Annotated in this window: 14 protein-coding genes; 9 read left to right on the plus strand and 5 right to left on the minus strand. The window is 69.4% G+C overall.

Going from position 1 to position 13,375, the window contains the following annotated elements:
* Positions 1-159 precede the first annotated feature (159 nt).
* From ACLVWQ_RS22385 to ACLVWQ_RS22405, 5 genes are all read left to right on the plus strand, one after another.
* Positions 160-1,287 (plus strand): amidohydrolase family protein, encoded by a 1,128-nt coding sequence (locus ACLVWQ_RS22385; RefSeq protein WP_414110880.1) that lies wholly within the window; start codon positions 160-162, stop codon positions 1,285-1,287.
* Between the two features lie 83 nt (positions 1,288-1,370).
* Entirely contained in the window at positions 1,371-1,685 is a 315-nt protein-coding gene (locus ACLVWQ_RS22390; protein ID WP_414110881.1) for a hypothetical protein, read from the plus strand.
* 139 nt (positions 1,686-1,824) lie between these two features.
* Entirely contained in the window at positions 1,825-2,262 is a 438-nt protein-coding gene (locus tag ACLVWQ_RS22395; RefSeq protein WP_414110882.1) for a GntR family transcriptional regulator, read from the plus strand.
* Positions 2,255-3,196 (plus strand): ABC transporter ATP-binding protein, encoded by a 942-nt coding sequence (locus ACLVWQ_RS22400; protein ID WP_414110883.1) that lies wholly within the window; start codon positions 2,255-2,257, stop codon positions 3,194-3,196. The genes ACLVWQ_RS22395 and ACLVWQ_RS22400 overlap by 8 nt, the downstream gene beginning before the upstream one ends.
* Positions 3,193-4,149: an ABC transporter permease subunit gene (locus ACLVWQ_RS22405; RefSeq protein WP_414110884.1), complete on the plus strand. Its 957-nt coding sequence runs from the start codon at positions 3,193-3,195 to the stop codon at positions 4,147-4,149. Before ACLVWQ_RS22400 ends, ACLVWQ_RS22405 begins: the two co-directional genes overlap by 4 nt.
* 118 nt (positions 4,150-4,267) lie before the next feature.
* Here ACLVWQ_RS22405 and ACLVWQ_RS22410 read toward each other — a convergent pair whose 3' ends face one another.
* Positions 4,268-5,431 carry an FAD-dependent oxidoreductase gene (locus ACLVWQ_RS22410; protein WP_414110885.1) on the minus strand — a complete coding sequence of 388 codons (1,164 nt, stop codon included), beginning with the start codon at positions 5,429-5,431 and terminating at the stop codon, positions 4,268-4,270.
* Between the two features lie 194 nt (positions 5,432-5,625).
* Between ACLVWQ_RS22410 and ACLVWQ_RS22415 the strand changes: the two genes are divergently transcribed.
* Positions 5,626-6,243 (plus strand): TetR/AcrR family transcriptional regulator, encoded by a 618-nt coding sequence (locus ACLVWQ_RS22415; protein ID WP_414110886.1) that lies wholly within the window; start codon positions 5,626-5,628, stop codon positions 6,241-6,243.
* Positions 6,244-6,747: 504 nt separating this feature from the next.
* On the opposite strand, the gene ACLVWQ_RS22420 is transcribed toward ACLVWQ_RS22415, so the two are convergent.
* From ACLVWQ_RS22420 to ACLVWQ_RS22435, 4 genes are all read right to left on the minus strand, one after another.
* Positions 6,748-8,136 carry a PTS ascorbate transporter subunit IIC gene (locus ACLVWQ_RS22420; protein WP_414110887.1) on the minus strand — a complete coding sequence of 463 codons (1,389 nt, stop codon included), beginning with the start codon at positions 8,134-8,136 and terminating at the stop codon, positions 6,748-6,750.
* A 298-nt stretch (positions 8,137-8,434) separates the two neighbouring features.
* Positions 8,435-8,716 (minus strand): PTS sugar transporter subunit IIB, encoded by a 282-nt coding sequence (locus ACLVWQ_RS22425; RefSeq protein WP_414110888.1) that lies wholly within the window; start codon positions 8,714-8,716, stop codon positions 8,435-8,437.
* Positions 8,713-9,168 carry a PTS sugar transporter subunit IIA gene (locus ACLVWQ_RS22430; protein WP_414110889.1) on the minus strand — a complete coding sequence of 152 codons (456 nt, stop codon included), beginning with the start codon at positions 9,166-9,168 and terminating at the stop codon, positions 8,713-8,715. The genes ACLVWQ_RS22425 and ACLVWQ_RS22430 overlap by 4 nt, the downstream gene beginning before the upstream one ends.
* A gap of 42 nt (positions 9,169-9,210) precedes the next feature.
* Positions 9,211-9,939, minus strand: a complete 729-nt coding sequence (locus ACLVWQ_RS22435; RefSeq protein WP_414110890.1) for a GntR family transcriptional regulator — start codon at positions 9,937-9,939, stop codon at positions 9,211-9,213.
* Positions 9,940-10,258: 319 nt separating this feature from the next.
* On the opposite strand from ACLVWQ_RS22435, the gene ACLVWQ_RS22440 reads away from it, so the two are divergent.
* From ACLVWQ_RS22440 to ACLVWQ_RS22450, 3 genes are all read left to right on the plus strand, one after another.
* Positions 10,259-12,298 (plus strand): transketolase family protein, encoded by a 2,040-nt coding sequence (locus tag ACLVWQ_RS22440; protein WP_414111050.1) that lies wholly within the window; start codon positions 10,259-10,261, stop codon positions 12,296-12,298.
* Between the two features lie 71 nt (positions 12,299-12,369).
* Positions 12,370-12,642, plus strand: a complete 273-nt coding sequence (locus ACLVWQ_RS22445) for an HPr family phosphocarrier protein (RefSeq protein WP_414110891.1) — start codon at positions 12,370-12,372, stop codon at positions 12,640-12,642.
* Positions 12,643-12,698: 56 nt separating this feature from the next.
* A complete protein-coding gene (locus ACLVWQ_RS22450) occupies positions 12,699-13,370 on the plus strand; it encodes an HAD family hydrolase (RefSeq protein WP_414110892.1) in 672 nt (223 codons plus the stop codon).
* The last annotated feature ends 5 nt before the right edge of the window (positions 13,371-13,375 follow it).

Here is a 13,375-nt window from a genome sequence, read left to right on the forward strand (position 1 = left end):
ACGGTTCACGAGGCGAGTCACCGACCGATCATCCCATGTCAGATCTCAAACGCGGTCTCAGGTTCGCTCGGTAGGAAGTAGGCGTCCGGATAAGCGAGGTAACCCGTCGTGCGTTGCAGACGGATGCCGCACCGCACAAACACCCGAGGAGAAACTGACATGAAGTCCGACGCGAGCTCTCTGAAGCGCCTCACGACGGGCCGCCGCGGCTTTCTGGCCGGCTCGGCAGCACTTGGCATCGGCGCCGGCCTGTCCACGCATGCCATTGCCTCACGCGTGGCCGCGAACGAGACTACGGATTTCTCGGAGCGAGACCGGGACCTGCCCTTCATCGGCACGGAAGAGACCTTTTCCACCCATGAGTTGATGGTGCTGAACGACAGGCTGTTCCTCGAGGACACCGGTCTCGCCGAGCTCGGCCCGCGCCGCATCGGTGCAATGGATGCGGCGGGGCTCAACGTTCAAATTCTCTCCGCACATACGCCGGGTGTGCAGAATGTCAAAGGTCAGAAGGGGATCGATTTTGCGTATCGCCTGAACAAGTTGCTCGTCGATGGACCGATGGCCACCTATCCGGGGCGGTTCAAGGCGTTTGCAACCCTGCCGCTCCAGAATCCGGAGGCCTCGGCGGACGAACTGGAACGCACAGTTCGGGAAGATGGATTCCTGGGGTGCTTGACCAATGGGATCATCGGGAAGAAATTCCTCGACCATCCCGACTTCGAGCCCCTGCTGACGCGCGCCGAAACCCTTGATGTGCCTATATACATCCATCCTGGCCTGCCGCCCGACGAGGTTTTCGAGATCTACTACAGCAATATGCGGCCGGAATACCAGAAGGAGTTCCAGGACCAGGTTCTCAGCATCTCTGCATATGGATGGCACCAGGAAGTCGTTACTCAGTGCCTCCGAATGATCACCTCAGGAGTGTTCGACAGGCACCCCAAGCTCCAGATAATCGTCGGCCATATGGGAGAGGGCCTTCCGTTCTTCTACGAACGCGTCGTGGAGAAGATGAGCGAAGTGACCAGGAAGAGCCTGCGAAAGCCGTTCGAGCAGTATTTCCATGACAATTTCTGGTTCACGACCAGTGCATTCCCCCAGACCGAACTGCTCGATCTTCTGCTGAAGTACATAAGTGTGGATCGAGTGATGTTCGCAACCGACTACCCGTTTGCAGACATGAAAACTCAGACCGACTGGTTCCGGGGGGTCGCTTTGTCGCGCGAAGCCAAGGAGAAAATCTCGTTCCGAAATGCGGAAAAACTGTTCGGGATTAAAGCCTGATGCCCGCGAAGTGACGTGCGGCATCGGTGGGTCCTGCGGGTGAACCGGCCCCGGTGGCGGGGTGTTCTGGAAGAATGAGCCGTATGGACGATGGAGCCCTCCCGGCATGTCACGTCAAGGGTGACTGCGGTGCGGTCGCGTGGTACGGCCGGCTGGGTCTCGCCGGGCGTGTGCAGGGATACGTGGTGGCCCTTCTGGTCGTTCCGGTGCTGCTGGTGTCCGGGTGCAAGGGCAGGTACGAGCAGCAGTACGAGGAGGGCTACGACGCCGGCCTCCATGAGACGACTGTGTGCGTGGAGTACGAGACGTCCGACGGAAGGGCGCCGTCCCGGCACTGGATGGACGGCTGCAACGACGCCGCAGCGGGCCGGCCGGCCGATCCACCGAAATCTCGGTGACGTCACGTCGGACGACGCCTGACAGACGCCGCTCCTGCGGCCTGGGCGGCCGAAACCCTGCCTGGGGAGCCCCCACCTGATCGCCGTTGACAAGCAGCCGCACACTCCTCCATCATCATTCCACTAATCGACTAGTTGAATGGTGGTGGTAGTCATGGAGTTCCGCATCGACAGGCGGAACGGTGTCCCCGCCTTCCAGCAGATCGTCCAGCAGACCAAACAGGCCCTGCGGCTGGGCGTGCTGGTGCCGGGCGACCGGCTGCCGACCGCGAAGGACGTCGCCGAGGTCAGCGCGGTCAACCCGAACACCACCCTCAAGGCGTACCGCGAGCTGGAGCGTGAGGGCTTGGTCGAACCACGCCCCGGCCGGGGCACGTTCGTACGCCGCACGCTGGCCCGCCCCTCGGCAGGCATCGACTCGCCGCTGTACGCGGAGCTGCGGGCGTGGGTGTCCCGGGCGGCCGAAGCGGGCCTGGAGCAGGAGGACGTGGCCGCGCTGGTCACGTCGGCGATGGAGAAGCAGTACGCCACCGGTACGGCGCCGGCGGCCACGACATCTGGGAGCACTGATGAGTAACGGTATGCGCGCGGGGGAGCCGGCGCTCGAGGCGCACGGTCTGGGGAGGCGCTACCGGCGGGGATGGGCGCTGAAGGACTGTTCCTTCCGGATCCCGGCGGGACTGATCTGCGGGCTGGTCGGTCCCAACGGGGCGGGCAAGACCACGCTGCTGAACATCCTGGCCCACGTCTTGGAGCCGACGCAGGGCACGGTCAGCCTGTTCGGTGCGGCACCGGACTCGGTGGACTCGGGGCGTACCGCGTTCCTCGCCCAGGAGAAGCCGCTGTTCCGCCGGTTCACCGTGGCGGAGACCCTGCGGCTGGGGCGAGAGCTGAACCCGGGCTGGGACCAGCGCGCCGCCGAGGACATCGTCCGAGCGGGCGATGTGCCCTTCGACGCGAGGATCAACACCCTCTCCGGCGGCCAGCGCACCCGCGTCGCCCTCGCTCTCGCCCTCGGCAAGCGCCCCGACCTGCTGCTGCTCGACGAGCCGATGTCGAACCTCGACCCGGTCGCGCGCAAAGAACTGATGGGCACGATCCTCGCCGATGCTGCCGAGCGCGGCACCACCGTCCTGATGTCCACCCACGTCCTGGCCGAACTGGACGACCTGTGCGACTACCTCGTGGTCCTCTCCGGCGGCGCAGTGCGCCTCGCCGGTGACGTGGACGAGCTGTTGTCCGTACACACCATGGTCACCGGTGCCAAAGAGGGCGAGGGACTGCCTGCCTCCCTCGCGCACCACCCCCTTGTCGAGTCCCGGGTCAGCGGACGGCAGTTCACCGCCCTGATCCGCCCGGACGGCCCGGTCGCCGGCCCTGTGGAGACGGACAGCCCGAGCGTGGAGGAACTCCTGCTCGCCTATCTCCGCTCACCCGACGCACCACCTCTGATCACCCCCACCGCCCAGGCTCAGGACCAGGCGTACGACACCCGGACGGTGGCAGCATGAGCACCCTCACCAGCACCTCGACGACGACCGGTTCCGAGGCCACGGGCACCGGCCAACTCCCCCAACTCCTCAAGGGCATGCCGTGGCTGGTCTGGCGCCAGCACCGGGCCGTGTTCTGGACCGTCCTCGGCGTGTCCGCGCTCGCCGTGGCGGGCATCGTCTTCCAGCGCTCCCAGTCGCACCTCGCCGGTTACACCCCCGTGTCCACGGGACTGCGGCTGATGCCGATCCTGCTCGGTGTCTTTCTCGGCGCCCCGCTGTTCGCCAGCGACCTGGAGAACGGCACCGCCAAGCTGGTCGTCACCCAGTCCGTGAACCGCACCCGCTGGCTGACCACGAAACTGGCCGTGACCGCGCTGGTGGTCGTAGCGAGCACGGTCGCGCTGTCGGTCGCGTTCGGCTGGTGGTGGAACCTCTACAAGTCCGAGATCACGGCCACGGAATGGATCGACGAATCCACCTTCAACAACACCGGACCCGTGCCCGTCGCCCTGGCCCTCTTCTCCGTCTTCGGCGGGGTGGCCATCGGTGTGGTGCTGCGCCGCACGCTGACGGCCATGGTGGTCACCCTCGGTTTCACCGTGGTCGTCCAACTCGTCTGGTCCCACTTCCTGCTGTCGCTCGGCAACGTCGTCACGAGCACGACGAACAAGGGCGTCATGGACGAGACCGCGGTCCAGACGCTGCCGACGGGTGCGTATCAGATGGACGGGTCGCACCCGTACCTCACCGGCGACGGAAAACTCCTCGGCTGGGGCACGTGTGCGGACGCGCAGACGGAACAGGCGCGCGAGGTGTGCCTGCGGAAGGCCGATGTGGTGGGCTGGTCGGTCGACTACCTGCCGATCTCCCAGATGAACGGCATGCAGTGGTTCGGCGCGTCGATCCTGCTGGCTCTGACAGCCGCCGTCACGGTGTTCCTCTTCTTCTGGGGCCGTAAGCGCCTCGCCTGAGACCCGCCGCGCCGACCTCACCGCGACGGCCTCATAGGACCCGGCCTCATAGGACCGGCCGGCCGGCGGTTCGTGAGTGCCCACGTGGCAGCCGAGGCCCCCGCCGCCCCGCGACGCCTCAGCTCTGCTCGGTGAGCCGGCGCCGCAGGGCGCGGGCCTCGTCCTGGCCGTCGGGTCGCTCGTCCACTTCGAGGAGGAAGTCGGCGCCTCCGACGAGTGCCTCGGCCAGGTCGGTGGATCGCGGCAGCATGGTCTTCTCGTAGGCGCGGACGGCCTCGTCGACGGTGGGGTGGGTGGCCAGGGCGAGAGCGAGGTCGTGGGCGTCGAGCATGGCCAGGTTGACGCCGACGCCGATCGGCGGCATGAGGTGTGCGGCGTCGCCGAGCAGCGTCACGGTGGGCACGTGGTCCCAGGTGTGCGGTGCCGGAAGGACGTACAGCGGCCGGTCGACGTAAGGGCCGTCGTTGGCGCTGATCATTTGCCGCATGGCGGGTGCCCATTCGGCGAACTCGTCCAGCAGTTGTGCGCGGATGCCGGCGGTGTCCTCGGCGCTCAGACCGGCCGCGGTGATCCAGTCGGCCGGGGCACGCCGAATGATGTAGACCCGGATGTGCCCACCGCTGTTGCGCTGGGCGAACAGCGCGCGCTCGCCGTCGGTCGTGGTCGCGCTGCCGTCGCCGACCAGTGCGGAGAGATCGGCGTGGCGGTTCTCGACGTCGTCGAACCACGCTTCCGTGAAGGTGACTCCGGAGTAGGAGGGGACGGCCGCTGAGACGGCCGGGCGGACCCGGGAGAACGCGCCGTCCGCCCCGATGACCAGATCGGTCTCGATACTCGTACCGTCGGTGAAGTGCAGAATCCGAGGTCCGTCCGCGGGGCCGGCGACGGAGGCGAGGGCGTGGCCCCACCGCACCGTGCCCGGTGCGAGGGAGTCGAGGAGCAGGCCACGCAGCTGGCCGCGGTCGATCTCCGGCTTGTGGAGGTCGTCCTCGTCGGGGATCTGATCGAGCAGGACGTTGCCGGCGGTGTCCCAGCGGCGCATCTGCTGCCCCTCCGGACGTGCCAGCTTCCAGAACTCTTCGATCAGGCCCGCCTCGCGCAGGGCGAGTTGACCGTCGTCGTCGTGCAGGTCGAGGCTGCCGCCCTGATCGCGGGCGTCGGCGTTCGGGTCGCGGTCGTGGACGGTGGCGTCGATGCCGTGGTTCTGCAGGATGCGGGCGCAGGTCAGCCCGCCGGGGCCGGCGCCGATGATCGAGATGCGGGGGCTGGGTGTGGTGCTCATGGCGGTGCTCCGTTCGTGAGTGGCGCGACGGTGCCGTTGGCGGTACGCCGTCTTGCTGGTGCGGTCTGGAGGCAGGGAGGCACCCGGGAGGCCGGGAGGGCAGCCGGCGGCCGCGTTCCAGAAAAGCACAGCAACTCAATTAGTTCAACGGTTGCACTTTTGTAGTCGGGTAACCGAAAGATAGGCTGCGGGGTATGACCGACACCTCACCCGCGCCGATGGGGCGCCGCGAGCGCAAGAAGGCCGCCACCCGTCAGGCCATCGCCGACGCCGCGCTGCGCCTGTTTCTGGAGCGGGGGTACGACGATGTGGGCATCCGTGAGATCGCGGATGCCGCCGATGTGTCCACCACCACGTTGTTCAAGCACTTCCCGGTCAAGGAGGCCCTCGTCCTCGACGAGGACGCCGACCACGAGGCACGCCTGCTCGCTGCCGTACGCGAACGTCCCGACGGCCAGTCCGTCCCCGCGGCCCTGCGGGAGCACGCCCTGCGCCACCGGATGGCCGCCGCGGGCGGCGACGCCCGATTCACCGCGTTCTTCGACTTGGTCAGCGGCACCCCTGCCCTACGCGACTACGCCCAGGCCATGTGGCTGCGCCACGCCGGCGCCCTGGCGCAGGTCATCGCCGAGGAGAGCGGCCTGCCCGAAGCCGACCCCGCCTGTGCCGCCCTGGCTCACTTCGCACTCGAAGCACCGCGCGTCGCCCGCGGCCACGAGAACCCCCGGGAAGCCGTCATCCGCGCCTTCGACCTGCTCGAGAGCGGCTGGCACGCACTCCCCTCCCGCCCCTCCCGCCCTTCCCACGACTGAATCGCGCGCCGGACACACCGGCAGGACGAACGGGACTGGGGGCGACGATGCGCGTCCGGTCCGCCCGGTGAGTGCCGGGACCGGACGGGCCGTGACGCGTGACCGCGTCGTTCCGGCTCGGACCTCGGCGGCGGGGCCGATGACTGCGTACCGCGCCTGACCTGATCCGACTCTCAGTCGTGCGGCGAAACGGCGACCGGGGCGCAGACGTGCTGCCGCCCGGCCCGCGGCACCGGTCCGATGGGCGTACCGGGCACCCGCGAACGGTGCACCCGGCGGCCGACCACCAGGTCCGGCCCGTACATCAAGTCCTGCGAGCGGCGCCGCTTCAGTAAAGGCGAACTCCGGCAGCGGCGCGGACCTCGTCCGGTCCGGTGAGGCCGGCCGTTGCCGCTCCGGGCCGTTCGCCCGGAGCCGGCACCCCGGTCCGGCGCCACCGAGCGCGAACCCGACGATGGCCCCGTGCTCACGGGACCGTGCCCCTCGGCGCACAGGTGACTCAGCTCAGCCCGCGGGCTGCGCTTCCTTCTCCGCTGTCGCCTCGTCCGCGGCGCGGCGCCGGGTGACGAGGGCGCTGGCGACGAAGGTGGCTGCCAGGGAGCAGAGGACGAGGCCGATGACCGCCACGTGGCCGATGCGTTCCGCGCCGCCGATCAGGAGGCCGGAGACACCGAAGTCGGCGTCGGAGAAGGTGGAGTTCTGCAGGCCGACGTCGCCGAGGAAGGGCAGGACGAGCAGCGGCAGGAAGGTGATCAGCAGCCCGTTGGCCAGGGCGCCGAGGACGGCGCCGCGCCGTCCGCCGGTCGCGTTGCCGATGACGCCCGACGCGGCTCCCGTCATGAAGTGGGCGACGATGCCGGGGATGATGATGGTGCCGCCGACGGCGACGAGGACGCCCATGCCGATGAGGCCGCCGACGAAGCTGGCCAGGAAGCCGACGAGCACGGCGTTCGGGGCGAAGGTGAAGACGATCGGGACATCGAGGGCGGGCCGGGCGTTGGGCACCAGCTTCTCCGAGATGCCCTTGAAGGCGGGGATGATCTCGGCGAGGACGACGCGGACACCGGCGAGGATGATGAAGACACCCGCGGCGAACTTGCCGGCCTGCATGATCGCCCACAGGACGTACCACTGGCCGTTGCTGAGTTCGCCCTCGACGTAGCCGGGACCCGCCACCAGCGTGACCAGCAGGTAGATGATGCCCATGGAGCTGGCGATGACGACCGTGGTGTCGCGCAGGAAGCCGAGCCCCTTGGGGATCTTCAGGTCCTCGGTGGACTTGGACGGATCGCCGAGGTACTTGGCGACGAGGCCGCTGGTGGCGATGCCGAAGTTGCCGGTGTGGCCGAGCGCGACGTTGTCGTTCTTGGTGACCTTGCGCATCCAGGGCTGGACGAGCGCGGGCGACAGGGTGGTGATCAGGCCCTGGGCGAGGGAGCCCCAGAGGATCGCCTGCCAGGTGCTGAACCCGTTCGCGATGAGGATGACGGCGATCATGGCCGCCAGGTACAGGGCGACGTGCCCCGACATGTAGATGAACTTGAACGCGGTCAGCCGGGCCAGCAGCACGTTCACGACCATGCCGAAGAAGAAGATCAGCGCGGCCTGCGAGCCGTAGTCGGTGAGCACCTTGCCGACGATGGCCTCGTTGTTGGGCACCACGCCCTGCACTCCGAAGGCGTGCTGGAACATGTCACCGAACGGGGTCAGCGCGTCGGAGACGACACCGGCGCCGGCCGCGAGGACGAGGAAGCCGACGAACGCCTTGATGGTCCCCTTGACGGTGTCGGAGAGGGACTTGCGCTGGAGCACCAGGCCCAGCAGGGCGATCAGCCCGATGATGACGGATGGCTCACGGAAGACATCCAGAAGACTGTCCAGAACGCTGTTCACTGACAACGCCTCTCTTCGGGCACGACGAGACCGCGTGCGGAAGTGGTGGGTGCCGGGTTCGGCGAGAGCGGGTACCGGGTTCGGCGCGGCCGGGCGGCGTGCGGGGAACCTGTCGGCGGCTTCAGCTCCGTGGCCGCACGACCGGGACGTCGTGCGCCATGGGCGGGGGACGGCCGGGGCAGTTGCTGCCCCTCGCCGTCGTGTGCGGGGCGGCGCCGGAGCCGGCGGCCGTCGTGAACGTACGGGTGAAACGTTTCTGCGGATCAGTTCCCGCAGGTGGGTGAGGAACCGTCGCCGCTCAGGCGGCGCCGTGCCGGACGGCCGCTTCCTTGACCGCGCCGCGCAGCTCGTCCATGTCGATGATGCTGTTCAGCACGACCACGTCACCCAGGCCCTGGACGGCGTCCTCCAGGTCCTTCGCGACGAAGAACACGTCCGCGCTGTCGGGGCCGGCGGAACTGATGTCGGAGTGCTCCACCGTGACGTCCTGGAGTCCCAGTTCGCGTACGACGGTCTCGATGTTCATGCGCACCATGAAGCTGCTGCCCAGTCCGGTGCTGCACATCGCCAGGAACTTCATTCTGAGTCCTCGAATTCTTTGATCAGTGTGACTACCTCGGGCGCCGAGGTCGCCTCGCGCAGGGCTTGGCGGGTGCGGGCGTCCGAGAGAATGCGCGCGAGGGAGGCCATGGCGCGCATGTGCGCGTCGGCGTCCGCGGCCGCGAAGCAGAAGTAGAGGTCGACCGCGTGCTCGGGCAGGTCCAGCAGCGGGGCCGGCTCGCGCAGGCGGAGCATCGAGATGCCGGTGCGCACCACTCCGTGCTCGGGGCGGGCGTGCGCGAGGGCGATGCCGTGTCCGAGGTCGATGTAGGTGCCGCCGGCCGCGATCGAGTCGATCATGGCCCGGACGTACTCGGGAGTGACGTCTCCGGCCTCCACCAGCGGGCGGGCGACCTGGGTGACGGCTTCCTGCCAGGTCAGCTCGGAGCGGGTGAAGTGGATGTTCTGCTCGGGGAGGAGGTGACTGAGCATGCGGGCTCCACAGGGGGGTGCGGGGAAGGCGGCCGCGGGCGACTACTCGGCGTCGGCCACGATGTCGAAGGACAGCTCCGCCGTGTCCGGCAGGAACTTCGAGGTGCCGAAGATGACGGGTTTTCGGCCCGGTTCGAAGACGCACGAGGTGGCGAGCAGCAGAGGGGTCTCCTCGGCCACGTCCAGCAGTGCGGCTTCGCGCGCGTCGCACCGGTGCAGTCCGACGACGATTTCGTTGCGGACGAGCAGCACGTCGTGGTGGGCCCGCAGGTGGGCGTACAGGGAGGAGGAGGTGAAGTCCGAGGTCAGGACGTCGGGGAAGCGGTCCTCCTCGACATAGGACTCGGCGAGGTGGTGCACCACGCCGTTCACGCTGCGCAGCCGCTCCAGCCGGACGACCGAGGCGGCGGGGCTGACCCCGAGCGCGGCGGCGAGGCGGGTGCCGGCCCGCTCGCTCTGCTGCACCGTGACGTGCGAGGTGACGGTGTGCCCCTGCCGGGTGAGCTGGGTGTGGAAGCCGGTCACCTCGTTCACGAACCGCTCGCGGTGCTTGAGGTTGTAGCGGGGGCGGCTCACGAAGGTGCCGCGGCCGTGCTCGCGCACCAGGTAGCCGTCCTGGACGAGTTCGTCCACGGCCCGGCGCAGCGTGATGCGGCTCACGTCGTACTCGCTGCACAGGGCGCCCTCGGCGGGCAGTCGTTCGCCCACGGGGAGGTTCTGCACACGACGCAGAAGGTGGTCGCGCACTTGTGCGTACTTGTGCCCGGCCATCCGCGACCTCCTTGTCGGGCTTACATGTCATCGAGACATCATGATGACTACAGGACGTTCGACACGTCAATAGTAGACACCTAAACGAAATCTTCGGGTGGGCGGTGCCCTCCGCCGCTTCTCGTGGGCATGGTCACACGCCGCTGGCCTGGTGTGTCTCCTCGGTGGTGCCCGGCGGAACCTCTCTGGTGTCGATGTGGAGGAGTGGGTTACGTTTCCTGAAGTCATCATGACGTCATGTTCTCTGTAAGGAGTCTTCGTGGTTTTCTCAACAGCGCGGTCGACACGGTCCCTTGAGGACTCCCCGGTCGAGGGGCGTGTGTTCGGGGCGGCCGACACCCGGGCCGTCGCTGTCGCGCGGGCTCTGGCGGTGGACGCGGTCGAGGCCGCGGGCTCCGGCCACCCGGGCACGGCACTGGCCCTCGCACCCGTGGCACACCTGCTGTTCCAGCGGCATGTCCGGCACGACCCGGCGGATCCCGCCTGGGAGGGCCGGGACCGGTTCGTGCTGTCCTGCGGCCACGCGAGCATCCTTCAGTACACACAGCTCTACCTGACCGGATACGGGCTGGAGTTGGACGATCTGCGCCGCTTCCGCCGGCTCGGTTCGCTGACGCCCGGCCACCCCGAGTACCGGCACACCGCCGGCGTCGAGACGACCACGGGACCGCTCGGCCAGGGTGTCGCCACCGCCGTGGGCATGGCGATGGCCCTCAAGCGCGACGAGAACCGGCTGGCGGGCGCCGACACCTCGCCCGACGGCCCCGCGGGCCGCACCGTGTGGGTGCTGTGCTCCGACGGCGACCTCCAGGAGGGGCTCTCCTACGAGGCCGGCGCGCTCGCCGGCCGGCACCGCCTGGACAACCTGGTCGTCGTCTGGGACGACAACGACATCCAGATCGAGGGCCCCACCGGTCTGACGACCCATGAGGACACGGCCGCCCGGTTCCGGGCGCAGGGCTGGTTCGTGCAGTCGGTCGGCCTCGGTGCCGACGGCGACGTGGACACCGACGCCCTCGACCTGGCCCTCGGCGCGGCGCGCGCGGAGAGCGGCCGGCCCAGCTTCATCGCCCTGAAGTCGCAGATAGCCTTCCCCGCCCCGAACGCCGTCAACACGCCTGCGGCGCACGGCGCTCCGCTGGGCGCCGTCGAGGCCGCCGCGGTCAAGGAACTGCTCGGCGTCGAAGGCGAGTTCAATGTCCCCGCGGACGTACTGGCCCACACGCGCGGGGCATTGGAGCGGGGCGCCGGACTGCACGCCGCCTGGGACCGGGAACTGGCCCGCTGGACGGCAGAGCACCCCGAGGCGGCGCAGGCCCGCGCACACGCCGTACGGCCCCTGGACCCCGACACTGCCGCGGCCGTACTGCCGCGGTTCGAGCCCGGGACCTCACTCGCCCCGCGTGACGCGTCGGGCAAGGTCATCCAGGCGCTGGCCGACGCGCTGCCGAGGCTGTGGGGCGGGTCGGCCGACCTGGGGGACAGCAACCGTACGACCATCACGTCCGGCGGATCGTTCCTGCCGGCGCACGACAGCGACGGGCAGGGCCCCCTCGGGCGCAACGTCCACTGGGGCGTGCGCGAACACGCGATGGCCGCGGCCCTCAACGGCATCGCCCTGGTCGGCTACGACACCCCCTTCGCCGGTACGTTCCTGGTGTTCAGCGACTACCAGCGCCCCGCCCTGCGCCTCGCCGCCCTCATGAAGCTGCCCGTGGTTCACGTCTGGTCGCACGACTCCGTGGCCCTGGGCGCGGACGGCCCCACCCACCAGCCGGTCGAGCACCTCGCAGCCCTGCGCGCCATGCCTGGACTCGCCGTCGTCAGGCCCGCCGACGCCAACGAGACCGCCGCCGCCTGGCTCAGCGCCCTGACCTGCCGGGGTCCGGTGGGCCTGGCCCTCGCCCGACAGGGACTGCCCGTCCTGCCGACACCGTCCGAGGCGGTCCGGGAAGGTGTCGCGCGCGGCGCCTACGTGGTGACCGACCCTCAGGAAGCCGCCGACGTCGTCCTGATGGCCAGCGGCAGCGAAGTGGCACTGGCGCTGGGAGCGCGGCGGGTGCTCGCCGGCCGCGAGATCACCGCGCGGGTCGTCTCCGTGCCCTGCCTCGACTGGTTCACACAGCAGGACGCCGACTACCGGAACAGTGTGCTCCCGCCGTCCGTGCGTGCCCGCGTGGTCGTCGAGGCGGGCACCGCCTTCGGCTGGCACGGCCTGCTCGGCGAGCACGGCCGCGCCGTGACCGTCGACGACTTCGGTACGTCGGCTCCGGCCGAGGACGCCCTGACGGCGGTCGGTCTCACCGAGGACGCGGTGGTCGGGGCGGCACTCGCGTCGCTCGCCGCCGCCCGCCGCTGAACCGGCACCGGCGGGGCCACTCGTGGCCCTCCTTCCTTTCACCACCACCCAGCTACGGAGGAATACCTGTCATGCCTGAACGCACTGTCACCATCGGTTCGCGCAGCGGACTGCACGCCCGGCCCGCCACCGCGTTCGTCCGGGCGGCCGCCGAACAGGACGCGCAGGTGACCGTCGCACGCGAAGGCGGGAGCCCCGTCGCCGCGAACAGCCTGCTGTCGGTCCTGGCGCTGGGAGCCGGACACGGCGACGCGGTCACCCTGACCGCGGAGGGCGAGGGCGCGGCGGAGGCACTGGACGCCTTGGCCGCCCTGCTGGCCCAGGACCACGACGCCGACGCCTAGACGCCGACGCCTCGAAGACCCCAGCACGGAGACCGCACCATGAAGCGAGGCCACCGTTGAACACGCTTGCGCAGATCGCGTCGAGGGACGCCCTGCTCGTCATCTTCGACTGCGACGGCGTCCTGGTGGACACCGAACGCATCGGCCCCGAGGTCGTGGCGGCCATGGCCACGGAGGCCGGCTGGCCCCTGAGCCCGGCGGAGGTCCGGCGCCGGTTCCTGGGCCGCCCCGAGAGCTACCTCTACGACGAGATACGCGGCCACGCCACCGCGTCCATCGGCCCGGAGTGGCTGACGGAGTACCGTACGCGCTTCCGTGACGCGTTCGCCGCGTCCCCGCGGACGATGCCCGGCGTGGGGGAGTTGCTGGACCACCTCGACGCCCGAGGTCTGCCCTACTGCGTCGCCTCCAGCGGCAGCCACGAGCGCATAGCGCACTCGCTGTCGGTCACCGCGCTCCAGGACCGGTTCACCGGGCGGGTGTTCAGCGCCGACGACGTGCCCTTCGGCAAGCCGGCCCCCGACCTGTTCCTGTACGCGGCCCGCACGATGGGGTACGCGCCGGAACGATGCCTGGTGATCGAGGACAGCCCGGCGGGCGTGGACGCGGCGCTGGCCGCGGCGATGCGGGTCGTCGGTTACACCGGAGGCCCCACCGAGGCGGCGGAACTGGCACACGCGAACGCCGGGGTGATCTCCTCCATGACGCACCTCGTCGCGGGCGCGTGAACGAC

It is taken from the genome of Streptomyces sp. CWNU-52B, from assembly GCF_047444975.1.
Lineage (GTDB): Bacteria > Actinomycetota > Actinomycetes > Streptomycetales > Streptomycetaceae > Streptomyces.

What these genes read in the sequence shown, in the direction of transcription:
- ACLVWQ_RS22385 (WP_414110880.1), top strand. Translation starts at nt 160, where the DNA reads ATGAAGTCCGACGCGAGCTCTCTGAAGCGCCTCACGACGGGCCGCCGC.
- ACLVWQ_RS22390 (WP_414110881.1), top strand. Translation starts at nt 1,371, where the DNA reads ATGGACGATGGAGCCCTCCCGGCATGTCACGTCAAGGGTGACTGCGGT.
- ACLVWQ_RS22395 (WP_414110882.1), top strand. Translation starts at nt 1,825, where the DNA reads ATGGTGGTGGTAGTCATGGAGTTCCGCATCGACAGGCGGAACGGTGTC.
- ACLVWQ_RS22400 (WP_414110883.1), top strand. Translation starts at nt 2,255, where the DNA reads ATGAGTAACGGTATGCGCGCGGGGGAGCCGGCGCTCGAGGCGCACGGT.
- ACLVWQ_RS22405 (WP_414110884.1), top strand. Translation starts at nt 3,193, where the DNA reads ATGAGCACCCTCACCAGCACCTCGACGACGACCGGTTCCGAGGCCACG.
- ACLVWQ_RS22410 (WP_414110885.1), bottom strand. Translation starts at nt 5,431, where the DNA reads ATGAGCACCACACCCAGCCCCCGCATCTCGATCATCGGCGCCGGCCCC.
- ACLVWQ_RS22415 (WP_414110886.1), top strand. Translation starts at nt 5,626, where the DNA reads ATGACCGACACCTCACCCGCGCCGATGGGGCGCCGCGAGCGCAAGAAG.
- ACLVWQ_RS22425 (WP_414110888.1), bottom strand. Translation starts at nt 8,716, where the DNA reads ATGAAGTTCCTGGCGATGTGCAGCACCGGACTGGGCAGCAGCTTCATG.
- ACLVWQ_RS22430 (WP_414110889.1), bottom strand. Translation starts at nt 9,168, where the DNA reads ATGCTCAGTCACCTCCTCCCCGAGCAGAACATCCACTTCACCCGCTCC.
- ACLVWQ_RS22435 (WP_414110890.1), bottom strand. Translation starts at nt 9,939, where the DNA reads ATGGCCGGGCACAAGTACGCACAAGTGCGCGACCACCTTCTGCGTCGT.
- ACLVWQ_RS22445 (WP_414110891.1), top strand. Translation starts at nt 12,370, where the DNA reads ATGCCTGAACGCACTGTCACCATCGGTTCGCGCAGCGGACTGCACGCC.